We start from the raw sequence: 21,367 nt of genomic DNA on the forward strand, positions 1-21,367 counted from the left end.
CTCTAACCATCGACGATCATCTTGACGCGGACGACTTCGTCGTCGACCGCAACCGGATCGACTGCCTTCACTGTTTTGGCGCCGCCCTTGATGATGGTGACGTCGCCGATCACTGGAATGCGTGGGTCGACATCGAATGGTGCCGCGGCAGCAGCCGATGCATGCTCCGGCCACCCCGCGGCCGTGATCTGCGTCAGCGTTATAATGACGACGTACGGCTGCTTGTAGATTCCCCTGGCGAGTTCGTCGGCATTCATCCGATAGCTGCGGACGTGCGCTCGAACCCCGACCTCATCCCTACTCGCGCCGATGGTTCGGCGCAAAAGGATGTTTTCGCCTCGAGCCGCGAGGGATGCATCCTGCCGATCGGTGTATTCGCTCACAGTGATCGATACCTGTAGGCTTCGAGCTTGGCCTCGATATCCGGCGGGAATGGCCCCTGCCCGATATTGCCGACCCAGTAGTCGACTTGGTCGACATCGACCACCGCAACCGACTTGACCATCGGATCCCGTGTCCGCGCCTCGCGCGCTGCCTTGATCAGATCCACACCGACGCCCTCGATATCCGACGGCAATGTCGACTGTCCGGTGTCGTCGGGCAGGAGCCAACCGGCGGTGCTGCGTACCTCGACCTTGCCGCGGCACGGCCAATGACTTGGATGTCCGAAGCGAAGCCGATAAAGGATGCCGCTTCGGCCGATCAGTTCATAGTCGTCCTGGTCGATCTCGACATCGTTGATCTTGACGTACGCCACCGCGGTGACTGGCTTGCGGGCCAGGACCAAGCTCTCCCGATGATGGTCGTGGTGGCGAAACCGAAAGGTCTGGACGAGATCCTCGGACGCTAGGGTGCGGGATCCGTCATCGGCCATCGGAACCTTGAGGTACGAGCAGATCAGCGCCGAAACGCGCGCGATCGCCTCGTCAATATATGCGTCCTCGACTGTTCCGGTGATTTTGAGGTCGCTCTTGACGCGGTCTCGCGTGGTCAAGCCTGTTGTGGTCGCCGCGACGGCGCGAACGATGGTGCTGAGCATCTACGCCTCCGCCGTCGCAGCCGATCCAGATATCAGCCGGCCGTGGCAGCGCCGGCATCCGTGCCGGCGACAGGCTTGCCACCGGCATCGGCCTGCGCGCTTCCGGCACCAGCTTGGCTTTCACCACCTTCCTTTTGACCGACCGGCGCCACATCGTCGCCAGCACCAGCCGCGCCCGCTTCCGACGTCTCGGGATTCGCGCGCCGGTCGACCTCCGCCTGCACGATGTTGCGGGCCTCATCGGTTCCTGCCACGGGCTTGCCGAGGATCTTCTCGGCCAAGGCCTTCAGGGCAAACCATTTCAGTTTCGGCCAGTTCTCCGGGATCTCGACCTGGCCGTCGACGACGATCACCTTTCCGCCGCCATCGCCAGCACCGGCGGTATCGGCCCCTTCGCTACCCTCCTGAACCGCGAGGCCATACCTCAAGGCGGTCTCAGCGAGGTCCCCATCAATCACGTCTCCCTCGACGAAATGGGTTGGATTGGTCTCGCCATCCTTGACGCCAGGAAACGGCGTCACGACTACTGCGCTCATGGCAGGTCTCCCTAAATGTTGAACACCGGCTCACAGGCTGCGGCGCCGTCATGGATACGGCGCCGCACCTGATCACTCCGCGTTCGGTTACGGAAGCGGCGACACACGGGCCCGCGAGCGGACGACGGCCATCGACTGCACCAGGCCGGTGGTCGCGCCGGACGTGAGGACCGATCCGCGGACGTAGCGCTTGCTGCCGACATAGCCGACGCGCTGCACGGCATTCTGGCCGGCTCCGCTGGTAACCGGAGCGAATGCGCCCTGGATGTCCGGGGCGGCGGCGGCAACGAAGGTCGTGCCGTCATCGCTGTGCTGGATCGACGGGGTGTGCGAGCCGTCGGTCCATGCACCGGCCTCGAACGCAAACATCGCGCTCTCGTAGCCCTGGAGGTCGACGGTTACGCCGTTTGCGGTGCCGTTCACACGGGCCGCCGGCGCAAGAGTCTGAGCAACGTCAACGTTGCTCCGGAGATCACGCTTCATAGCGCAGGTCCCTTCTGAAGGTTGAGGAAATTGGGGGAAGGTGCCGCGGCCCGGCGTTGGCCGAGCCGCGCTTGCGAACGTGGCTCGGAGTGCGCTTACGCGAACTTCAGGAGCTTGAACGCCTCGAAGTTCTGCACGCCACCGCCGACGCGCTTGGTCGTGTAGAACAGCACGTAGGGCTTAGCGGTGTACGGGTCGCGCAGGACGCGGATGCCGATCCGGTCGATGATCAGATAGGCGCGCTTGAAATCGCCGTAAGCGACCGAGAGCGAGTTCGCGCCCATGTCCGGCATGTCAGGCATCTCGACCGCGGGACGACCGAGGATCTCCTCGATGAAGCCCTCCTGACGAAGGACCATGTTCAGGAGGTAGTTGCCCTGGCCGTCCTTCAGCTTCCGGATCGCGCCGAGCGTGCCGCGGTTCGCCACGAAGGTCGAATTGATGCGGTACGGGCTCTTCACCGAGTGCAGGAGGTCGACCAAGCAGTCGGCCGGGTTGGCGTTCGCGAAGGCGCGCGAAGGCGCGGCGCGCCGGTGGTCACGAAGCCGATCTTGCCCCAGGTATAGGCGTTGTTGGCCACGGTCTGGTAGCCACCGACGATGCCATTCGGCTTGTTCTGGCCGTCGCCGACCACGAAGGCGTTGCCTTCCTGGCGGGCGAACTCGAGCTGCACCTCACCGGCGATCCATGCACCGATGTCAACGAACGAGTCGTCGAGCAGGCTCTGGGACGCTGCCGGCATGGCATACATCTCCATGATCGGGAACTTCAGCTCGCTCAGGTTCGAGCCGGCAGTCTGCGGACGCGAGTCCACCTCACCGACCCAGCCCGAGGCGGTGCCGTGCTGGTTGACCAGCTTGCGGTACTCCGAGGTGCCGATCGTCATGACGGTCGCGAGATCGCGCATCGGCGAGATCTGCTGGACGACCTCGTCGATGGTCTGTTCGATCTCCGGCAGGACGGTGTAGCCACCATCCGGATCGGAGCCGACGGACATCGCGGCCTTCACCTCGAGGTCGCGCAGCGCCGAGGCGCCACCTTCCACGGCATTTTCGCCGCGGCGGAAGTACCGGTTAAACGCCTTCGCGTACTCCGGCAAGTTCGGGTTCGACGTGCGCGGATCCTTGCTCGCCTTGGTGCCATTGCCCAGAACGGTCAGGGACGCCTGCTTCTCGGTCAGCTTCTCGATCTCAGCGGTGATCTTGTCGATCTTGGCGCCGATGTCCTTCTGCTGCTTCACGCCCTCGTCGATCGCGGCGTTGATGCGGTTGACCTGCTCGGTCATCACGGCATCGTCGACCTTCGCCTTCAAAGACGTGTCGTTGGCAGCACGGAAGTCGTTCACGACCTTCTCGAGCTGCTTCATGGCTTCGACCTGAGCCGACTTGAAGTCGCCCAGATCCTTGGTGAGCCCCTGGACGAGCTCGGCCGGACTTACGTCGGCGCGGACTCCCGGGAGCATGAGTGCACGAGGCGCAGCAGACAGCAGGCTGCGCGGCGCGAAATGGCGCGTCATGGCCAAATTCTCCGATTGGATGGATTGCGTTGAGCGTTACGACTTCGCGACCTGCTTGAAGGCGGCGATCGCCGTCAGCAGTTCGGCTTGTCCAGCGCCAGGCTTGGACCCGACGTCAGCGCCAGGCATGACGTCACTTTGATTGGCGGCCGCCGCAGGCGTGCCGCTCTTCAAATCTCGGATGAGCGCACGGAACGTGCCGCGAGACATGCCTTCATGCTCGCCATCGTTCCGGGTCAGGATCTTCTCGATCTCACGAACTGCCGGCGTACCGTCGGCGCCGGCACCGGCCGCATTCACAATCATGCTGCGCGCCTGTGCCGCCGGGACGTGCCCCCGGCGGACCAAGGCAGCTTCAATGTGAAGGGCAGCAATCTTGGACTTCGAGCTTGCGGCGGCCTTCTTGTCTTCCTTGATCTTCTCCTGCGACAGGAGGGTGTCTGCAAAGCCCTCGTCGATCGCCTGCCGCGCGCCGATGAACGTCTCGTCGTCCATATAGGTGGCGACGTCGTTCGCCTTCATGCCGGTCCGGGCGACGTAGATGTCGCGCAGCGCCTGGTCAAACGGCTCGAGATAGTCCGCGACTTCACGCATATCGTTGCGGTTGCCAATCGCCATGACCCAGCAGTTGTGGATCATGATGAAGGCGCCCTGCCCGATCTGGACGTCATCGCCGGCCATGGCGATCACCGAGGCCGCGCTTGCCGCGAGGGCCATCACTTTGACCGTAACCTTGCCGGGATACTGATTCAGCAGGTTGTAGATCGCGATGCCTTCGAACATATCGCCACCGGGCGAATTGATCTGCACCTCGACCGGCTGGCCGCTGAAGCTCTTCAACTGGCTGGAAACGGACTCCGCGGTGATCCCGCCGCCGCTCCAGAAGTCGTATCCAATCACGTCGAACATCTCGATGACGTTCGGTTCGTCTGCGGTCGCGGCGCGGATGCCGGGATTCCAGCGCGAGAAGCAATCAGGACTCGCTGGCGCCGACGACGCGAGGTCCGAGCGCGGCTGCACTTCAATGCGCGGGGGCCGGTTCGCTACGGTGATCACGCCACCTCCGGCGTTCGGGCCCTTGCCGGCAATAGCCTGGCTCGAGTCAGTGTCGCCGTCGATCTCGTCGAGGAGCGCGCCGGCTGCATCATAGACTACCTTGTCCTTTTGCGAGCTCGACCGCTGCCGGATCGCGACCAGGGCGCTCCGATAGATCTTGCCGTCTTTGGCGAACGGGTACTTCCAATGGTCTTTGGTGTCGAAGTTCTCGGTCGTGTCGATACCGAGATGATGCTTGCCGTAATTCGCCCAGTCGGAGCCAGCGTCGCCGAGCAGCGTATTGCCATCATCGGCAGTGAGCGACCACGCCGAGTCCCGATCGATGTTGTCACCGGCGATAAGGTCACGCGCGAACGCGCGGCCGGCGCGATTGAGATCAGCCATGTGCCCTCTCGTCAATTACTTGGATGTCGGAGCGTTTGGATCGTGCGCGGCCAGATCGGCCGTCGCCTTGCTGGCGTCCTGCATGTTGACCGCCTGCAGGTATGTCTGGCCGATGCCGTCGGGCAGCGGGTTCTCGTCTTCCATCTCGCGCACGTCGTCAGCAGACCACCAGCCCCATTGGCGACCGACGGCATACGACAGCACTCGCGTCTTGATGTCGGCCCGCAACAATCCCGACGGATTGATCCGCACGTAAAGGGTTGGGTCATCCGGCGGCTGCAGATCGCGCTTGATCGCGTCCTGCCACATCGTGAACCAGTCCTGAAGCGTATAGGCGACGAATCCGATGCCCATCTGTTCAACGCCGGAGCCCCACGACGTTTGCTTCGTGGTCAGACCGACCATGAACGGCGGCACTCCGAAGAACATGCAGATCTCGGTCGCCGTGATCTCACGGTTCTGGATGAACTGGAGATCAAGGTTGCTGAGGTCGACCTTCTCCCATTTCAGACCACCCTCGAGGATGAGGGTCTTGTGCGCGTTCTCCGCACCACGGTACTCCTCAAGATCAGCCTTCAACCTTTCCCTGTCGTCAACCTCGCCGGCGGTTGAGAGAACGGTCCCCACGGAAGTGCCGTTCTTGAACACCTTGGCCAGGTGCTTCTCCGACTGGATCGAGATGCCGATCGTCTCGCGAGCGAAACCGAGAACCGAAAGCCCGTTGATGCCGTCCAACGACATGCCGCGGAGGTGAAGGATGTCTTCTTGCGCAATCGTGATCTGCGCACCATCCGGCCGATTGTACGTATAGGTCAGCGTGAAGTCGGTGTTCTGCTTGACCTGCATCGCGCCGACCAGCGGGATCAGCCACTTGATCTTGCCAAACGCTCCTCTCACGATCAGCGCATGGCCATTGCCGCGCATCAGCACCATCATCTGCATGAGGCGCTTGAATTCGCTCGGCGTCTGCCAGGGGTTCGGCTTCGTCTTCAGCACGTCCCAGATGATGGCATCGTTGGCATCGACGCGGGTGTTGCCGGTCCGCCGCTTGATGTCCATCGGCAGCGTCGCGATGGCACCATTGATGATGGCCGCGCACCGAAAAGCGGTGGCCACCTTCAACGCGGAGTGCGGGTTCACCGGCGCGCCGGCCTCGCTGCCGAAACCGCGGCCGCGCAGATATTCCTGGATACGCGGATCATCGAGGTCCGCGATCGACGAAACCTCGGCGGAGGCCATGACCCGCGGCTCGCGCCGCTGCTCCACCGGAACGCCGCCACGGGATCTGAAGATATCGAAGATGCCCATTCAGACCCTCAAAGAACCATGGCCCTCGGCTTCGCGTGGCCATGAGCCTTTGGATTGGTCGCCATCAGGTAGGCTGAATTGAACATCGCAATCGCGGGGTCGATCTTGGCATCGCCCGCGGTCTGCTTCGTTGCCCTGATTGCCGTGGCAGTAGGCTCGATCTTCAGATTGCTGACGCACCAATCCATCATCGGACTCGGCGCGTGCCGCAGCGTTCCTTTGACCAGCTTGCGTTCGCAGGTCTTGATGCTGTTCATCATGCCGAAGCCCTGCGGGGCGCCGATGAGCAGCTTGTTCTCGACCGTGATGTCGATTTCCTTGTCGGCCAAGGCGTCAACGAATTCGCCGAGGCCGGCAGGGTCGACCGAAACACCGCCCAGGAGCCGCTTCTTCTTCACCAACTTGATGATGCGAACGATCTTCGAGATGTCCTCGAGTTCGTCATCGACGATCGTGAGATCGCCCTCCTTTTCGAATTGCAGCAGGCGCGGTGCGATCGACTGCCGCAGATCGAGCACGCCGCGGTGGCACCACGCATGCACCCAGAGGAGCCAGTCCTTCGTGATCTTGTGCCGGCCCAGCAAGCTGAGCCCAAAGAGGTCGTCGAGCCCGCCGCCGTCTATACCGGGCACGATGACGTCGCAGACCTTGAACAGGTAGCGCAGCGTGATCTTCTGATCGCCGCGCTTCTGCCAATGCGTTGCGCCAGGCCAACGATTGGCCCGGAGGTTCATGCCGATCTCGACGTTGAGATGCTTGGCGAGGAAGGTCCGGAGCGCGTCCTCGTTCCCGCGCTGGGCCTTGATCAATTCGCTCAGCAGCCATTCCGTGCTGACGGACTTGTCGAGGTTGGGGTTGGTGATCCGCCAATTTGACGGATCGAGATAGGCCTTCGCTGCGATTATCGCCGCAGGGAATTCGTACAGCACGCCGAGGCTGGTCGGATCCACGATCTTTCCGTCCCGGACATCGCGGAAGTAGTCCAGCTTCTCCTTGAACACGCCGGTCGGGGGAGCATCTGACTGGGTCGTCAGGAAAATGACGAAACCTTCCGGCCTCGAGACTAGGCCGCCGAGCGCCTCCTGCAGCATCGCCGAGGCGTTCGCACGCTTGCCGAATATCCAGAGCTCGTCGACCAGGACGAAGGCTGCTTTCTTGCCGCCGACCACATCGGTATCGGCGGCGACGACCTTCAGAACAGCATCCGTGGTCAGATGCGTGATCTGCCGGTAGTTGTCCTGGACGTGCAGCAGTTCCCTCAGCTTGGGGTGCAGCCTGACCATGGCTGCCGCAGGCACGAACGAGTTGTTGGCGATCTCGATCGTCGGTGCCAAGATCAGCAGTTCGGCGCCGTGCCGCCAATTCCGCACCAGCGCGGTAACCATGATGCCGGCGGCAATCGTCGACTTCGTGTTTTTCTTGCTGATCAGCAGCAAGAACTCGCGGATCAGCCGCTTCGCCTGCCCGTGGTCATAGGCGCCGAAGATCGCGCGGACAAAGTCGAATACCCAGGGCTCGCAGACCTCGCCGAAGGTGGGCTGCCGCGGCAGATCGTAGATCCGGAGCGACTTGAACACCTCGAGGGCGGCATCGGCCTCGCTCGGGAACAGCGGCTCGAACGCGATCAGCCCCTCACCCGCAACTATCCTCCGTTCCCAGTCGATGCACGCGGTTGACCAAACCGGAGTGGTCATTGCGATCGCGTGGACCTATGACGCAGGCGAAACCCCTTGTGCCGGCCGGTCACGAGAGGCTCAGCGCGCCGCTTGCCACACCGCGATAGGATGCCGACGGCCCGATCAAGGGGACAGTGCGGCAGGCGACGCATGATCCGCATGGTGATGATGCGGCGACCCGGGCGCTCTTCATAGGACTGCCGCCCGCGCATGCCGGCTACTCGTTAACCGCGGTATTGTCGATCACCAGGCCAATCTTTGGCGGCTCAGGGGGCTGAAAACGCTCCCGATGCCGCAACTCTTTCGGCCGCGGCCTTTCGCTCCGCCTTTTTCCCAACCTTCTCTGGTGCACGTGGTGCAGCCGGAACCTCGACACCGGCGTTGCCGAGATCGGCGACCGCCTGAGCAGCGGCCGATACCCGGGTCATCTCCTCGAGTTTCTTGATGCAGGTGGCGTTGCCCTTCTTCGCCTGCTTGAAGAGCATCCCGACAACCTCGGCCCGCTTCTTGGCCACACCGGTCGCGATCTCCTCGGGGAAGGACTTCACCAGCGTCGGCGTCGAGATCCCGAGCACTCGAGCGCATTCATCCTGGGACATTCCGCACGCGATCCACTCCTCGACCTTCGTGCGCTGCGCTTTCGTCGGTTTGAACGCCGGCCGACCTCGGTCCATGCCGAAACTCCAATTTCTTTGCCGTTTTGGGCGAACTGGATGAAATTTCCGGTCGACCAAAAAAAATTGTGCGAATGAGCCCCCGTGCGGTAGGGGGTCCCGGCGATTCCTAGACTTTCCGACCCCATACCCCTTGGCCTCGAGGCGCTGGCCGGTCCGGATGGCTGGCGTGGTGCTGCGCGCGTCATGCGGCGGGCGCTGGCGCGTTGCGCGTCAATCGGAGCGACCTGGCCTTGCCGCGCTGGCCTAACGCATGGGTGCCGCTGGCGCCCGCGCCGCGCGCGGTAACCTCCCGCGCTTCCCTCTCGACTAGCTCGACCTAGTGGCGTGGTGCGGTTGACGTTGCGGACTTGCGGCGATCCGCCGAGGCCGTGGCGCCGAGGCCAGAAATGCGAAACCCGCCGGGCTTCCCGCGGCGGGTTTGGATTGCAGCGACATTGCGCCGAATGCCTGTTCTGAATCGTAACTTGAGTCGGTTGTCAAATCGCTGTTGCAGTGCTGCGCGGTGGATGACGGCGCCAAGCGCGCTTGATGCATCTCAATTCCGTGATACTTGCCGGGCTGGATGACTGCGGCATTACTCAATTGTGAGGCGACCAATGGGCGGGACAATGACGGGAAAGGCAAAGACTGCGCGCAAGCCGGCAAGCCGGGCTTTCGCCTCGGCGGACACGTCACTTAGAATCAGCGCGGCCGAATTCGTGGCTTGGCAGGAAGCGATCGTGTCCCGTTGCGTGGTGTAGCTGGCGGCGGGAGACCGCGTTCACCGGCAAGAGCCGGGCAGGTCAGCTGGCGATCGCCGGAAGGCTGACAGTGGGATCATCGCTCAACGGCGCGATGGTTTCCAGCGTCATATAGCGAGCGCGCTGGACGGCCCATTCATCATTTTGCTCGAGCAGGATCGCGCCGATGAGGCGGACGATGGCGTCTTCATTGGGGAAGATGCCGACGACCTCGGTGCGGCGCTTGATCTCGCCGTTGAGGCGCTCGATCGGGTTGGTCGAGTGCAGCTTGGTCCGGTGTTGCGGCGGGAACGCCATATAAGCGAGCACATCGGTCTCGGCCTCGTCGAGGAAGCCGGCAAGCTTGGGCAGCTTGGGACGAAGCTGGTCGGCGACCTTCCGCCACTGTGCTTGTGCGGCCTCGGCATCGTCCTGGGCGAACGCCGTGGCAATGAAGGCGGAGACGACGCGGCGGCCGCTCTTGCCGGCATGGGCCAATGCATTGCGCATGAAGTGCACGCGGCAGCGTTGCCAGCTGGCATTGAGCACCTTGGCGACGGTGGCCTTGATGCCCTCATGGGCGTCGGAGACGACCAACTTGACGCCACGCAAGCCCCGGCGAGCGAGCTTGCGCAGGAACGCCGTCCAGAACGTCTCGGCCTCGGAAGGGCCAATATCCATGCCGAGAACTTCGCGCCGGCCGTCGCTGTTGACGCCAACAGCGACGATCACTGCGACCGACACGATGCGCCCCTGCTGGCGCACCTTCACGTAGGTGGCGTCGATCCACAGATATGGCCAGTCGCCCTCGATCGGCCGGGCGAGGAACGCCTTCACCTTGTCGTCGATCTCCGCGCAGAGCCGGCTCACCTGGCTCTTGGAGATGCCGCTCATCCCCATCGCCTGGACCAGATCGTCGACCGAGCGGGTCGAGACGCCCTGCACATAGGCTTCCTGAACTACGGCGGTGAGCGCCTTCTCGGCCATCCGGCGCGGCTCCAGGAAACCCGGGAAGTAGGAGCCCTTGCGCAGCTTGGGGATGCGAAGCTCGACCGTGCCGGCCCGGGTCTCCCAGGTCCGGTCGCGGTAGCCGTTGCGCTGGGCCAGCCGTTCGGGGTTCTTCTCGCCGTAGGCTGCACCGGTTTGGCCTTCGACTTCCAGCTCCATCAGCCGCTGGGCAGCAAAGCCGATCATCTCGCGCAACAGATCGGCATCAGGGGTCTTCTCCACGAGCGTGCGCAGGTTCATCATGTCGTCGGTCATCGGTGGTTCCTCGGTTGCGTTGGCGTGTCGCAACCCGATCCTACCGGAGAACCGCCGGTGACCACCGCAAAGCCGCCCGCCCGCTACGGCGCTAGTTGAGGCGCGCGTCCGGGCGGCTTTGCTCTACCGAGCTACACCACCACCGGGGACACGACCCAGGAAGCCGCCGGCCTCTCGAATGCTGCAGCTGCGCGGCTTCTCTACGTGTCGGAAAACACACTGGCGCAGTATCGGGCTAACGGCGCCGGTCCGGACGTCGCGCGGCAGATTTGGGCGATCATTGCAGGGATTAGGCCAGATACTGGCAGGCAACGCGCCGAGCTATTGGGGCGGATCAATGCCGCGCTTGACGCCTAAAGCCTCAATATTGCGATACTCGACCGGATTAATCTAACTTTTTTTCGCACTTTTGCGTTTTGCCTATTGACGCCGCCGGCCGAGTATAGGCATGTGCGGCTTGTGAGGCGCGATTGTGCGCAAATCAAAAGGCCGCGAAATGAACCTCTTCATTTCCTCATGCATCGCGAATCCGGCTTTGGCCGGTTGCATCTTTGCATCGATCTATTCCCTTTGCTGGATGGGCCTAGCTCCCTTCCTTTACGCGCCGGCAAAGCCTCGGCGCCTCATGATCCGGCGCCGCGCGCGCCGTTCCAGTCCGCCGCGCCGCTAACCCGGTCCGGCTCAACCCGCGCGATTGTGCGCAAACTTGAAGGCAAGAGCAGTGACAAACTCAACCGTTAGAAGCCTGTTGCATCATGCGGCCGCGGCGATCCGCCTCGGAAACCTCACACTCGCATTGCGGCTTGTGTCCAATGCCGAAACCCTGGCCTCGGCCGATCGCGCCATTCCCGCGGACCGCCTCGGCCATATCCGCACCGCGCGGCTTGCGCTCGCAATCGCGAATTGAGGAGCGCGCGACAATGCAAATCGGAAACCCTAATGCACTTGACACGGCGCGCCATGCCTTACGCGATGCATTCGATTTTGCTTGGATGGCTGCAGCTGATAGGCGGACAATGCAGCGCGCAGCACATTGCGCCGTGCTCCTCTCGAATCCCGACTATGCGCACCATCGTTTCGCAAATTCGATCATTCACCGCGGATGGCGCGGGACCGCGCCGGCCGTCATTCGCTGCGAAACTGGCGCCGACCTGGCCCAATCCGATTCCGTTTCGATCCTGCTGGGCTTTGGCGATACCATCGCCAGCGCGCTGCAGGATCGCCGCTAACGGTTTGCAGCCTATGCCGTGCGCGTCACGGCATAACCGGCAACCCGCCGAAACCGCGCAATTGTGCGCAACTCGAAAAGGAAAAAGGCCATGAAGTATCGCAAGCATGATTCGGACCGCCGGCCGAGCGACAAGCGGACTCGGCGCGACGCGGTCCGCAACGGAAAGCGCGCCTTCCTGAATTCTTGCCTTTGAGGAGCTAGGGCAATGCCTGCAGAGTCACTTGACGGCGCTGTCTATTTCAATTGCTGCACTGGCAACGCGGCGCCGGATTGGTCGCCATTTGATTGGCTCGAAGTCGGCGGATGCAACACGGAAACGGACGAAACTGGGTTAACGTTCACCAATGGCGGAATCCCGGATTCCGAGGCCGAGTTTTGGACCGTTTACGCCCATCTCAAAGCCGGCGGTTGCGAAGCAATTACCGATTGCCCGACGGCCGAGGCCGCGCAGTCTGTTGCGCAAGCGTTAAGCGCGCTTTCCGGATTGCCTAAGCCGCCCAATCAAGCCGCCTTCTGACTTTCCCCTGTACGGCGCCGCGCAGCGCCGTACAACGGAACGCCAAAGCGGACCAAAGCGCGATTGTGCGCAAACTCGAAAAGGACAACGGCCAATGCCTTGGAAATTGGAATTGCAGGAAACCCGCCGCGGTTGCCAAACGCTGGAAAAGACGCCGCGCTATGACGTTCTCTTGAACGGCGCACGGACTGGCCAGCTGTATTTCAACATGCGCGGTTATGTCGGATATCTGCCGACTCCGACCGGCGGGAAGCTGGATATCGGAGAAAAGGGAATCACGGCGTTTCGTCGCGAGGTTTCCGCGCTTAACCGTGAAGCTAGGAACCTGGCCAACTAACCCGCGCGATTGTGCGCAATCGAAAGAGGCTTTCGACTATGAACCGCAAACCGCAATTCGCTTGGACGTGCTCCTATATGGGGACCGTTTACTATCGCGTCACGGATGAAACCGGAACCTATGAGGCTTCCATCCGTCATTCGGTTTCCGACTATGAATTATCGATAGCAAATGGCGATGACGTCCGCCGCGCCATGCGGACCGGAATCGGCATGCTTGTCCGATACGCTGAACCGCTACCGGCGCATATCGTCGCGGCCTTCAATGTGTGGCGCGCGGCCGAGCATGCTGCAGCCATGGCGAAACTTGACGCTGCGCCGGAACGCTATGGCGTGATTCCGCCGGATGACGAATTGCGCAAGCCGCCGATGGTAGCGCGCGCGGCCTCCTATGATCACGCAACCGGATGGACCGCGGTTTGCGAACTGGAGCGAGCAGCATGAACCGGGATGCATTCCGCCGCACCATTTCCGCGCTACGCGCCGAGGCGCGCGGCCGGCGCCACAACGTCGCAACGTTCTGGATTGTCTGCAACGGAATCGAATTCACGGCGCGCGCAGAACGCGCGGCCGGTCCGGTTGCCTTGCGTACATCTCGCCTATCTTGCCGGCCTCGCCGCGCGCTTGCGGCCGAGGCGTTGCACTGGGCGGCTTACTATCGGCGCGCCGCGAAAAACTCGCCCATGGCGCGCGCTCGCAATCTAGAGGCCGCGCGGGAATGCATCGCCGAGGCCTCGGCCTATCATTCCGTTTTCAACCGCCTTCCGTGAGGGATACCGCACCATGAAAACAGCGCGCTTTTGGCACTATCACAAATCCGGCCTTGTCCGTATCGCGTTGCGGACTGGCCAAACGTTGCACCATTCGCACGGCGCCAGAACGGACGAAGGATGGACGCGCGAGTCCAACATCTTTTCTTTCGACGGGCAAACCGTGACTAACGAATGGTGCAACGATGGCGCGGACTGCGATGGACGCATAACCCGCGATGGCGTTTGCAGCTGCGCGGCCGATAGGCTCTCGGCGGGTTACAACGATACCGAAAACGGCGCGCGCTTTCCGGACTGGCAAACCGCCGAGACTGGCCGGCGCGACTATTCCGCCGAGGCTGCAGGATACTAGGCCAATGGACCGCGAAACCTTCATTCCCGATAACTTGCACGGTATCCCGGCGGGTTACTACACGGCGCGCGGAATCGTCGCGTTGCTGCGCAGTTTCTGCCGATATCCGGCCGCGGTCCGGTTCATTGCGGACATGCTGGAATAGCTCGGCCTCGGCCGTCGAATTTGTCTCCCGCGCGATTGTGCGCAAACTGGAAAGGACAGACTACAATGGCACGCTATGGCGGCGATCCGCGATGGATCATTACCAAATATCCGGCCAATGACCGCAACGGCCATTTCATCCCGGTAGGAACGCGCGCGTTCTATTATCCGACAAGCCGCCGCATGCTTACCGGCGCCGAGGCAGAACAGGCAGGCCGCGACTTTGAGGCCGCGCGCTTTGACGAAAGCGTCTAGGTGCACCGATGGATTTTGCAGCATTCCAAGCCGCCGCGGCCGAGTTGGATAACCGGATGAAAGAGGCCGGCGCGCGCCTCGGCGCCGTGACAGAAGGCCTTGCGGCCGAAATGGGGATTCCGGCGCGCGGCCCGATGGGACTGACTCCGGACCGAATTAAATTCGATCCGCGATACCGGATTGCCAAGGCCGCGGCCGATATCGCCTTTTCTGAATTGCGTGCATTCAACGGCCGTTATGCGCCGGGGTTCAAGAAAGAGATACGCGCCGCGATTGACGCGCGGCGCCGCGCCAAAGCTACGGCCTAACCTGGCCTCGGCCTTCCCTCAATTCTCGGCGCAATCGTGCGCAAATCAGAAAGGACAATGGACCATGCAACAGGTTGATTTGATCGCGGCCAAGGCCGCAAAGGCAACGGAACGGCGCGCGCTGGCGATCCTCGCCTATGACAACGCGACCGCGAATCCCGACGGCGCGAACTGGCGCGGCATTGCCGATTTGCTGCGCCTCGCATTGCCGGCGCAGAAAGCCGGATCCGGCGCGGCCAAGATCCCGGACGGCGCGGCGGATCCATGGGCGGATTATGTCATCCCGGCAAGCGCGACCAAACGCCTAGGCAAATCGCCTATTATCGTTGTCACGTTCTCTTGCGGCGCCGTGGTACGCGCGCCGGCCGTTTCCCTTCCCGGCAAGCCGGTAAATATCGGCCGCGGACTGCGCGTTGCCTTTGCCTTCTACCGTGCACGCATTGCCCGGGAATTCGGGAAAGCCTCGGCCATCGGTTCCGATTGTGTCGCGGTCCCGTCCATCGTTTCCGCCATCTGTGACGCTACCGGCACCGAATATCCGGCCGAGGAATGCAACGCACGGACGGCCGAATATCGTCGCGGCCGTTTCGATCATGTCGCGCTTTCCGCCGAGGCCTCGGCCTTGCCGGAAACCGCCGAGGTCGACGGGTTGACGCGCGCCGACTTCTACCGCGGGCACTATCTCATTGCCTCGGCCGAGGCCGAGATTTTGGCCGGCCCCGACGACGATCGCGCGGCCGAGCTCGGCGCGCAGATCGCAGACTATCGGTCGCGCCTCGGCGGTATGGCATGGCTAGAAATTGAAGCGCGGCGCCGCGCCATCGTTCGCGCGGCCCAGGCCGAGGCCAAAGCCGCGGCAAAGGCCGAGGCCGAGGCCGGCCGGCGCGCCGAGCAAGAGGCCGAGGTGCGCGCAGCTGCAGCCAAGGCCGAGGCCGAGGCGCCGCAGTTGCGGCTTGTGGCGGACAGTCCCGCCAGCGTCGAAACCGCGGCGGCTTCCCTCCCGGTTACGGCCGACTCCCTCCCGCTTGCGCCCGCGCTCAACTCGGCCCCGCCTATCCCGGTTGCGCCTTTCCGCGCCGCGCGCTTCCTGGCCTCGTCATCGCTCGGCGCGCCTCGGCCATCCCTCCCGGTTGCGCCTTTCTGCGCGATCCGCGCCAGCTAGTCGGATTCGCCAGCAATGCGAGCCTATGGATTCGATATCTTGCCCGATAGCGGAAAGTTTCGCCTGATTGATCGCTGCGAATTCAACAATTGGGGCGAACTATCGCGGCGGTTTGATACCGCGGCCGAGGCCGAGGAATACGCGCGCCGCTGCGACGAATTCAAGCGCGGCAAGCGTTCAAGCGTCGAATTGCGCGCTTGGGAATTGCACTAAGCCGCGGCGCGCCTCGGCCTCTCGGAATGCAACACGCGCGATTGTGCGCAAACGGAAAGGAAAACAGACCATGCGAAGACCGAATCCCAACAAAGAAAAGGCCGCGCAACTGGCGCGCCAGATTGCCAACATGACGGAAGAGCAGAAGGCGCTTTGGCTGCAGCGCGCGCCGATCCTCACCGCGGACGCGCGGCCGATATCCGGAAAAAATCACCTGCTAGCGGCGATGCAATGCGAAGGCGCAACTATGCTGGGCGGCTTCAATCAATGGCTTGCCGCCGGCCGCGCAGTCCGGAAAGGCGAGTCCGCAATCTACATCTTTGCGCCGTCCGGCCGGCGCGCAACGGCCGAGGCCTCAACGGCGCCGAGCGCGGACGGCGCCGCGGCCGAGGCCGTGGCGGAGTCGGTGCGGTTTATCCTGGTCCCGGTTTTCGACGTTTCGCAGACCGACGAAAAGCCGGCCGAGCAAGCCGCCGCGGCCTAGTCCCGGTTGCGGCCGATTTCCCCAATCCCTCGGCTACGGCCGATTTTCTCGGCGCAATGGTGCGCAATTCGAAAGGAGTTCAACGACATGGCGAAACTGATCTTGAATAGCTACGCGGCGGAACGTAACGGCGCATTCGTTAGCGTGGCGCTTTGCATCGGAGAGGACAAAAGCCCGCTCCCACGGCGCGAGGTCGAGATTAAGCGCGCGGCCGATGCAGAGGACTACTGCGCGGACCTGGCGGCAACAGGAAAGCCGGCGGTTGCCACTATGCGGATTGGCAAGGGCGATCGTTCCCCGCCGGGCTTCAAGGTCTTGAACGGCGCGCGCGGCTTTCACGAAGTGAATTGCTAACAGTCCCGCCGCCGGCCGATTTCCCATCACAGAACAAAGGAACCGTTATGCATCTCACCTTGCCCCGCTCGCCGCTCGCCACGCTCGTTAACGAGGCGACAAAGTATCGATGGCGCGTCCGGTCCGCACTGCAGCGCTACGGCGTAGCCTGGCGCTACGCGCGCCAGCGCTCAACCCGCGATGACGGATTGACGCTGCTTTACGACGCCGAGCACATCGCCGGGATTTACGGCCTTGCGTGCTTGTCCGAGGAATCCGTTTTGGATCGCGCGCGCGACCTTTTCGGCAACGTTCCCGGCATTCAGCGATGGACCGCGGATGCCTGCGCGCGCGTCAACTCGAAGCACGGCGGCGGCGACGGCGAAATGATCGGGGCGGCGGAAGATTGGGCGCTTGATTTGATTGCTCAGTATGCGGCCGAGGACGGCGTCACCCTGGAAGAACTCGCCGAGTAACCTCCGGCGCCGGCTGATTCCCCGGCCGGCGGCGCACCTCCCGACTACGGCCGATTTTGCGCGGTGGATGACGCGCGCACCCGGCCGCGCTCGCTCCACCATCTGCGCGATAGTGCGCAAAACGAAAGGACGAAAGCCAAATGACTTACACCTGCACCGATTTTACCGACTCGATTCTTGACGCGCTGAATGTTGACGTTCCGGACGAGGACAGCGACAGCCCGAGCGCACAAGCTGACTTGGCGCTGGCCGAGATTGAACGCCTGCAGAAGCGTGACGCGCAGTTGACGCTGTTGGAAACGCCGCCGGCCTCCCGCCTGGAGCGTGTCCGGCTTGCCGCGCAGTTGATCCGCACTGCGCGCAATCATCTGCGGATCGCCGACGCCAACAGTGCTGCGAATTACGTGGCGCGCGCGCTGAAGTCCGTTGAGGGCGCCCAGCGCCACGCGCGCGGCCTCGAAACCCGCACCAATCCCCCCGCCCGCGACTGATTCCACCCCTTGGCTACGGTTGTTTTTGAAAGGAGATCATCACAATGAGCACAATCACGATTTGGACTTGTACCACTGAGGGCGACAACTGCGGGACCGAAACCACGGTGCACGCCACGCAGTCCGAGGCGGTGGAATATGTCCGCACGAGCTTGCGCGACATCCTCAAGCGGACCCCCGAGCGCCTGGCCGCGGTCGAGGCCGCGACGGCGGACAATATCAGCGAGCTATGGGAAGCTGCCGTTGACGGCCCCTGCATCATCGAAGAGCAGACCGTGACGCTGCCGCCGCTCGCCGTGGCTATCCATGAAACCCGGCACGGCGACGAAACGCGCCTCTATCCTAACAGCGACACGGCGCGCGCCTGGCGCCGTGAGATCGCGGCCGAGAATTGGGCCGCACGGATGGACGAGGACAAGCCGGCCGATCCTGACGAGCTGGCGGAAGCCTATTTTGAGCGCGTCGGCGAAATGCGCGGCGACTTTTTTCGGGTCGAGGAATTGGAGATTGTCGGCGGCACAGTCCCGGTTGCGCCTGCGCAGGACTGGCGCCGGATCGCCCGCGACCTGGCCGGGGCGCTCGACGCCTGCACCCATCAGATTGACCAGATGCGCGGCATGTTCAGCGACGAGGACGGCACGATTGCGGAAGCGGTCTCCGACGCTGACGAGGCGGCCGAGACCTATCGCCGAGCGGCCGCCAGCCTTCCGGCTGCGCCCGCAGCGCAATTCATCGGGCAGGATGACCGCGCATGCGCGGAAGGATGGGGCCTGTTCGAGAACAGCGACACCGGCACGCTTGAGATTCAGGCGGACGCCGGGTCTTCAATATTTGTGCGCGACGGCGTGAGCCGCGACGACGAGGCCGAGGCATTCGTAAAGGCCAAGGCCGCCGAGGGCAGCGAGTATCACGCCTTGGCACTCCTGCGCGTCGGCACTGCGCAGTAGTCCCGGCTACGATCGATTTTCCACCCCCGAGCTACGGCCGATTTTGAGGAGCAGAACACATGCACTTGAGCGAGACGACAAACGGAAAGCTGGCGGAGGTCTCAACCCAGATAGAGGAACTAATCCGCTGGGCTGAAGCGGACGCCGAGCACGCCCGCGAAAACGACGCGCGTCAAACCGCGCGAGATGATCGGAGCCGCGCGGCGAAGCTCCGCAAAGCGCTCGCCCTGGTGCGAGCGTGCAAGCGCTAGCCACTTGACACCGCCTGCAATCTGACTCATTGAACACACCCCGCGCGATTGTGCGCAAGTTGAAAGGATGAAAACACATGCGGCATTCCGCCACCTATTCGCCCGATGACAACAAGCTGCGCCTTTATCCGGCGCACCGGCTCGACGCCGAGGATTACGCGCGCGTGAAGGCCGCCGGCTTCAAGTGGGCGCCGCGTCAAGAACTGTTCGTCAAACCAACCTGGAGCCCCGGCGCCGAAGACTTGCTGATTGAGATGTGTGGTGAGATCGGCGACGAAGACACCACGCTGACCGACCGCGCCGAGCAGCGCGCCGACCGCTTCGAGGGGTATAGCGAAAAGCGCTTGGCGGAAGCCGAGAGCGCGCGGAAAGTGTCCGATGAGATCGCCGAGCGCTTCTATGGGGGGCAGCCTATTTTGGTTGGGCACCACAGCGAGAAGCGTGCCCGCAAAGATCAAGAGCGCATACACAGCAACATGCGCAAGGCGGTCAGGCTCTGGGACACCTCGAATTATTGGACTGCGCGCGCGGCCGGCGCAATCGCTCATGCGAAATACAAGGAACTGCCGGCGGTGCGTCATCGCCGCATCAAGGGTATTGAGTCCGACAAGCGGAAGGTGGAGCGCCAGCAGGCGGAGACCCAAAGGCAGCTGAAGGCCTGGCAAATCGTCGCCGGCATCAATGACCCCGAGAAGCAGCGCGCGGCCGGCTTGGCCGTGGCCAATGTCGGCGGTTATTGGTCGATGTCGTTTCCGCTGGCCGATTATCCGCGCGACCCGCCGGCCTCGCAGTATGAGGGGCCAATGGGCCTTTGGTCGGCGATTGATGGGAACGTCATCACCGCCGCGCAGGCCGCCGCGATTGCGATTCCGAGCCTGGAGCGCTCCGGGCCTCGGCGCGCCCGCTGGATTGCGCACTATGACAACCGGCTGGCCTATGAACGGGCGATGCTGGCCGAGCAGATCGGAGCGGAGGCGACCGCCAACCCGCTTGCCGACCGCTTCGCCTTCGCGGTCGGCGGTCAGGTGCAGACGAGCCGCTGCGACGAGTGGCTTACCGTGCTGAAGGTCAACAAGGGCGCCAACGGTTCGGTTTCCAGCATGACGACGACTGCGCCGACTGGCTCGCGCTCCAAGCGCGCGCAATGGAGCGTGGAGAGCATCAGCGATTATCGGCCGCCGAGCGCGGAGAACGTCGCCGCGGCGAAGTCCGCCGCCAAGCTCCCGCCGATCTGCAACTATCCCGGCGAAGGATTCCGCGAGATGACGGAGGCCGAATGGAAGGCGCGCCCGCAGTTCTCGGATTTCCCCTATATCGGCAAAGTGAAGGAGACCGAGACCCACAGCGCGCACCGCGTCCGCCAGATGCCGAAGCCCGGTGAATATTGGAAGAAGGTCCAAGTTTACATCACGGATGCAAAGCGGGTCGATCCGCCCAAGATCGCGCCAGCACTGGAGCGAACTGAGCCGGCCGAATTCGTCGCCGAGTATGTCGCGCCGCCCGCGGTTGATCTTGACGCCATGCTGGCAACGGTCGGCGAGATCATGGGCGCACCGGTCGAGAGGGAGGCCCAGGACGAGCCCGAGGCCGTGGCGGCGCTGGTCCCGGTTGCGCCCGCGGAAGAGCCGCGGCGCCTCGGCGATGCCAAGGCGGAGGCGCAGCGCGCTGGCGCCGAGATCATCACCGGACTCGGCCAATTCCGTGTTGGCCTCGGCCAGCACGTTACAGATTGGTGCGACGATGAGGCGACCGCCTGGCGGCAGTTCTGCGGGCTGGCTGGCGTGCCGTTCGAGGCCGAGACCGTGCCGGCGGACCTTCGTCCGCGCGTTCTCGCCCCGGTCCCGGATACGGCCGATTTGCCCGCGCGGACGGCGGCAGACAGTTTCGAGGCCATGCGGGCGATGCTGAAAGGCGGCGGCGTGCAAGTCGTCGTTGCGCCTCAGCTCTTCCCGACCTCGAGCGAACTCGCCTCGGATGTCGCCGAGGCCGCCGACATCCGACCCGGGCAGCGCATCTTGGAGCCGAGCGCCGGAACGGGCGCGCTGATCGAGGCCGCGCGCAACTGCGCCGATGGCCTCCAGGTGGTGGCGGTCGAGATCAACACCAAGCTGTGCCGAGCGCTGTCCGAACGGTTCTCCGGCGCGTTCGTCCACTGCGGCGACTTTCTGGACTTCGACCCGCCGGCCGAGCGTTTCGACATTGTCTTGATGAACCCGCCCTTTGAGAACGGCGCCGACATCAAGCATATCGTGCACGCCCGCAAATTCTTGAAGCCTGGCGGCCGGCTGGTCGCGATCTGTGCCGACGGTCCGCGCCAGCGGGCGAAACTCGAACCGATCGCCGCGGAGTACCGCGCCCTGCCCGTCGGATCCTTCAAGGCCGCCGGCACGATGGTCAACACGGCGTTGGTCGTCATCGACGGGCCACCCCCGGGATAGCC

General features: G+C 63.4%; 28 protein-coding genes. 17 read left to right on the top strand and 11 right to left on the bottom strand.

Annotated features, from left to right (window positions below; genetic code table 11):
• Positions 1-2 precede the first annotated feature (2 nt).
• The 11 genes from ACVW1C_RS00535 to ACVW1C_RS00585 all read right to left on the bottom strand — a co-directional run bounded on the left by ACVW1C_RS00535 (position 3) and on the right by ACVW1C_RS00585 (position 10,657).
• Positions 3-257 (bottom strand): hypothetical protein, encoded by a 255-nt coding sequence (locus tag ACVW1C_RS00535; RefSeq protein ID WP_173642706.1) that lies wholly within the window; start codon positions 255-257, stop codon positions 3-5.
• Between the two features lie 122 nt (positions 258-379).
• Complete coding sequence (locus tag ACVW1C_RS00540) at positions 380-1,039, bottom strand: hypothetical protein (RefSeq protein ID WP_456756703.1); 660 nt, start codon at positions 1,037-1,039, stop codon at positions 380-382.
• A gap of 32 nt (positions 1,040-1,071) precedes the next feature.
• Positions 1,072-1,575, bottom strand: a complete 504-nt coding sequence (locus ACVW1C_RS00545; RefSeq protein WP_456756704.1) for a hypothetical protein — start codon at positions 1,573-1,575, stop codon at positions 1,072-1,074.
• An 87-nt stretch (positions 1,576-1,662) separates the two neighbouring features.
• The gene (locus ACVW1C_RS00550) at positions 1,663-1,998 is read right to left on the bottom strand and encodes a hypothetical protein (protein WP_210285379.1); all 336 of its coding nucleotides are present in this window, start codon (positions 1,996-1,998) and stop codon (positions 1,663-1,665) included.
• 155 nt (positions 1,999-2,153) lie between these two features.
• Positions 2,154-2,540 (bottom strand): phage major capsid protein, encoded by a 387-nt coding sequence (locus ACVW1C_RS00555; RefSeq protein ID WP_456756705.1) that lies wholly within the window; start codon positions 2,538-2,540, stop codon positions 2,154-2,156.
• Complete coding sequence (locus ACVW1C_RS00560; protein WP_456756706.1) at positions 2,516-3,574, bottom strand: phage major capsid protein; 1,059 nt, start codon at positions 3,572-3,574, stop codon at positions 2,516-2,518. The genes ACVW1C_RS00555 and ACVW1C_RS00560 overlap by 25 nt, the downstream gene beginning before the upstream one ends.
• Before the next feature lie 36 nt (positions 3,575-3,610).
• A complete protein-coding gene (locus tag ACVW1C_RS00565) occupies positions 3,611-4,630 on the bottom strand; it encodes a head maturation protease, ClpP-related (RefSeq protein WP_456756707.1) in 1,020 nt (339 codons plus the stop codon).
• A 399-nt stretch (positions 4,631-5,029) separates the two neighbouring features.
• On the bottom strand, positions 5,030-6,322 hold the full coding sequence (locus ACVW1C_RS00570; protein ID WP_456756708.1) for a phage portal protein: 1,293 nt from the start codon (positions 6,320-6,322) through the stop codon (positions 5,030-5,032).
• A gap of 8 nt (positions 6,323-6,330) precedes the next feature.
• Positions 6,331-8,016: a terminase large subunit gene (locus tag ACVW1C_RS00575; RefSeq protein ID WP_092114320.1), complete on the bottom strand. Its 1,686-nt coding sequence runs from the start codon at positions 8,014-8,016 to the stop codon at positions 6,331-6,333.
• 248 nt (positions 8,017-8,264) lie between these two features.
• Entirely contained in the window at positions 8,265-8,672 is a 408-nt protein-coding gene (locus tag ACVW1C_RS00580) for a hypothetical protein (protein ID WP_456756709.1), read from the bottom strand.
• A 785-nt stretch (positions 8,673-9,457) separates the two neighbouring features.
• Positions 9,458-10,657, bottom strand: coding sequence for an IS256 family transposase (locus ACVW1C_RS00585; protein ID WP_456724903.1), 1,200 nt, complete (start codon positions 10,655-10,657; stop codon positions 9,458-9,460).
• A 721-nt stretch (positions 10,658-11,378) separates the two neighbouring features.
• On the opposite strand from ACVW1C_RS00585, the gene ACVW1C_RS00590 reads away from it, so the two are divergent.
• The 17 genes from ACVW1C_RS00590 (at position 11,379) to ACVW1C_RS00670 (ending at position 21,365) form a co-directional block, all read left to right on the top strand.
• Positions 11,379-11,564 (top strand): hypothetical protein, encoded by a 186-nt coding sequence (locus ACVW1C_RS00590; RefSeq protein WP_456756710.1) that lies wholly within the window; start codon positions 11,379-11,381, stop codon positions 11,562-11,564.
• A 13-nt stretch (positions 11,565-11,577) separates the two neighbouring features.
• Positions 11,578-11,886, top strand: coding sequence for a hypothetical protein (locus ACVW1C_RS00595; RefSeq protein ID WP_456756711.1), 309 nt, complete (start codon positions 11,578-11,580; stop codon positions 11,884-11,886).
• A 207-nt stretch (positions 11,887-12,093) separates the two neighbouring features.
• The gene (locus tag ACVW1C_RS00600; protein ID WP_456756712.1) at positions 12,094-12,405 is read left to right on the top strand and encodes a hypothetical protein; all 312 of its coding nucleotides are present in this window, start codon (positions 12,094-12,096) and stop codon (positions 12,403-12,405) included.
• A 94-nt stretch (positions 12,406-12,499) separates the two neighbouring features.
• The gene (locus tag ACVW1C_RS00605) at positions 12,500-12,742 is read left to right on the top strand and encodes a hypothetical protein (RefSeq protein WP_456756713.1); all 243 of its coding nucleotides are present in this window, start codon (positions 12,500-12,502) and stop codon (positions 12,740-12,742) included.
• A gap of 38 nt (positions 12,743-12,780) precedes the next feature.
• On the top strand, positions 12,781-13,185 hold the full coding sequence (locus tag ACVW1C_RS00610; protein WP_456756714.1) for a hypothetical protein: 405 nt from the start codon (positions 12,781-12,783) through the stop codon (positions 13,183-13,185).
• Positions 13,182-13,511, top strand: coding sequence for a hypothetical protein (locus ACVW1C_RS00615; RefSeq protein WP_456756715.1), 330 nt, complete (start codon positions 13,182-13,184; stop codon positions 13,509-13,511). The genes ACVW1C_RS00610 and ACVW1C_RS00615 overlap by 4 nt, the downstream gene beginning before the upstream one ends.
• A gap of 13 nt (positions 13,512-13,524) precedes the next feature.
• Entirely contained in the window at positions 13,525-13,863 is a 339-nt protein-coding gene (locus ACVW1C_RS00620; RefSeq protein WP_456756716.1) for a hypothetical protein, read from the top strand.
• A gap of 4 nt (positions 13,864-13,867) precedes the next feature.
• Positions 13,868-14,008, top strand: coding sequence for a hypothetical protein (locus ACVW1C_RS00625; RefSeq protein ID WP_173642692.1), 141 nt, complete (start codon positions 13,868-13,870; stop codon positions 14,006-14,008).
• Between the two features lie 65 nt (positions 14,009-14,073).
• Positions 14,074-14,262: a hypothetical protein gene (locus ACVW1C_RS00630; protein WP_456756717.1), complete on the top strand. Its 189-nt coding sequence runs from the start codon at positions 14,074-14,076 to the stop codon at positions 14,260-14,262.
• Between the two features lie 8 nt (positions 14,263-14,270).
• On the top strand, positions 14,271-14,570 hold the full coding sequence (locus ACVW1C_RS00635) for a hypothetical protein (protein ID WP_456756718.1): 300 nt from the start codon (positions 14,271-14,273) through the stop codon (positions 14,568-14,570).
• Positions 14,571-14,634: 64 nt separating this feature from the next.
• Entirely contained in the window at positions 14,635-15,732 is a 1,098-nt protein-coding gene (locus tag ACVW1C_RS00640) for a hypothetical protein (protein ID WP_456756719.1), read from the top strand.
• Between the two features lie 283 nt (positions 15,733-16,015).
• Positions 16,016-16,429 (top strand): ArdC-like ssDNA-binding domain-containing protein, encoded by a 414-nt coding sequence (locus ACVW1C_RS00645; RefSeq protein ID WP_456756720.1) that lies wholly within the window; start codon positions 16,016-16,018, stop codon positions 16,427-16,429.
• Positions 16,430-16,516: 87 nt separating this feature from the next.
• Positions 16,517-16,783, top strand: coding sequence for a hypothetical protein (locus ACVW1C_RS00650; RefSeq protein WP_456756721.1), 267 nt, complete (start codon positions 16,517-16,519; stop codon positions 16,781-16,783).
• Between the two features lie 47 nt (positions 16,784-16,830).
• Positions 16,831-17,238 (top strand): hypothetical protein, encoded by a 408-nt coding sequence (locus tag ACVW1C_RS00655; protein WP_456756722.1) that lies wholly within the window; start codon positions 16,831-16,833, stop codon positions 17,236-17,238.
• 140 nt (positions 17,239-17,378) lie between these two features.
• Positions 17,379-17,729 carry a hypothetical protein gene (locus tag ACVW1C_RS00660; RefSeq protein ID WP_456756723.1) on the top strand — a complete coding sequence of 117 codons (351 nt, stop codon included), beginning with the start codon at positions 17,379-17,381 and terminating at the stop codon, positions 17,727-17,729.
• Positions 17,730-17,773: 44 nt separating this feature from the next.
• On the top strand, positions 17,774-18,676 hold the full coding sequence (locus ACVW1C_RS00665) for a hypothetical protein (protein WP_456756724.1): 903 nt from the start codon (positions 17,774-17,776) through the stop codon (positions 18,674-18,676).
• Between the two features lie 328 nt (positions 18,677-19,004).
• A complete protein-coding gene (locus ACVW1C_RS00670) occupies positions 19,005-21,365 on the top strand; it encodes a DUF3560 domain-containing protein (protein ID WP_456756725.1) in 2,361 nt (786 codons plus the stop codon).
• Positions 21,366-21,367: the final 2 nt, after the last annotated feature.

Source organism: Bradyrhizobium sp. USDA 4011 (genome assembly GCF_054063415.1).

Bases quoted from the DNA above. Each gene is read 5' to 3' on its own strand.
- ACVW1C_RS00535 (WP_173642706.1), bottom strand. From the start codon at position 257: ATGAATGCCGACGAACTCGCCAGGGGAATCTACAAGCAGCCGTACGTC.
- ACVW1C_RS00540 (WP_456756703.1), bottom strand. From the start codon at position 1,039: ATGCTCAGCACCATCGTTCGCGCCGTCGCGGCGACCACAACAGGCTTG.
- ACVW1C_RS00545 (WP_456756704.1), bottom strand. From the start codon at position 1,575: ATGAGCGCAGTAGTCGTGACGCCGTTTCCTGGCGTCAAGGATGGCGAG.
- ACVW1C_RS00560 (WP_456756706.1), bottom strand. From the start codon at position 3,574: ATGACGCGCCATTTCGCGCCGCGCAGCCTGCTGTCTGCTGCGCCTCGT.
- ACVW1C_RS00570 (WP_456756708.1), bottom strand. From the start codon at position 6,322: ATGGGCATCTTCGATATCTTCAGATCCCGTGGCGGCGTTCCGGTGGAG.
- ACVW1C_RS00575 (WP_092114320.1), bottom strand. From the start codon at position 8,016: ATGACCACTCCGGTTTGGTCAACCGCGTGCATCGACTGGGAACGGAGG.
- ACVW1C_RS00580 (WP_456756709.1), bottom strand. From the start codon at position 8,672: ATGGACCGAGGTCGGCCGGCGTTCAAACCGACGAAAGCGCAGCGCACG.
- ACVW1C_RS00585 (WP_456724903.1), bottom strand. From the start codon at position 10,657: ATGACCGACGACATGATGAACCTGCGCACGCTCGTGGAGAAGACCCCT.
- ACVW1C_RS00595 (WP_456756711.1), top strand. From the start codon at position 11,578: ATGCAAATCGGAAACCCTAATGCACTTGACACGGCGCGCCATGCCTTA.
- ACVW1C_RS00600 (WP_456756712.1), top strand. From the start codon at position 12,094: ATGCCTGCAGAGTCACTTGACGGCGCTGTCTATTTCAATTGCTGCACT.
- ACVW1C_RS00605 (WP_456756713.1), top strand. From the start codon at position 12,500: ATGCCTTGGAAATTGGAATTGCAGGAAACCCGCCGCGGTTGCCAAACG.
- ACVW1C_RS00610 (WP_456756714.1), top strand. From the start codon at position 12,781: ATGAACCGCAAACCGCAATTCGCTTGGACGTGCTCCTATATGGGGACC.
- ACVW1C_RS00615 (WP_456756715.1), top strand. From the start codon at position 13,182: ATGAACCGGGATGCATTCCGCCGCACCATTTCCGCGCTACGCGCCGAG.
- ACVW1C_RS00620 (WP_456756716.1), top strand. From the start codon at position 13,525: ATGAAAACAGCGCGCTTTTGGCACTATCACAAATCCGGCCTTGTCCGT.
- ACVW1C_RS00625 (WP_173642692.1), top strand. From the start codon at position 13,868: ATGGACCGCGAAACCTTCATTCCCGATAACTTGCACGGTATCCCGGCG.
- ACVW1C_RS00630 (WP_456756717.1), top strand. From the start codon at position 14,074: ATGGCACGCTATGGCGGCGATCCGCGATGGATCATTACCAAATATCCG.
- ACVW1C_RS00635 (WP_456756718.1), top strand. From the start codon at position 14,271: ATGGATTTTGCAGCATTCCAAGCCGCCGCGGCCGAGTTGGATAACCGG.
- ACVW1C_RS00640 (WP_456756719.1), top strand. From the start codon at position 14,635: ATGCAACAGGTTGATTTGATCGCGGCCAAGGCCGCAAAGGCAACGGAA.
- ACVW1C_RS00645 (WP_456756720.1), top strand. From the start codon at position 16,016: ATGCGAAGACCGAATCCCAACAAAGAAAAGGCCGCGCAACTGGCGCGC.
- ACVW1C_RS00650 (WP_456756721.1), top strand. From the start codon at position 16,517: ATGGCGAAACTGATCTTGAATAGCTACGCGGCGGAACGTAACGGCGCA.
- ACVW1C_RS00655 (WP_456756722.1), top strand. From the start codon at position 16,831: ATGCATCTCACCTTGCCCCGCTCGCCGCTCGCCACGCTCGTTAACGAG.
- ACVW1C_RS00660 (WP_456756723.1), top strand. From the start codon at position 17,379: ATGACTTACACCTGCACCGATTTTACCGACTCGATTCTTGACGCGCTG.
- ACVW1C_RS00665 (WP_456756724.1), top strand. From the start codon at position 17,774: ATGAGCACAATCACGATTTGGACTTGTACCACTGAGGGCGACAACTGC.
- ACVW1C_RS00670 (WP_456756725.1), top strand. From the start codon at position 19,005: ATGCGGCATTCCGCCACCTATTCGCCCGATGACAACAAGCTGCGCCTT.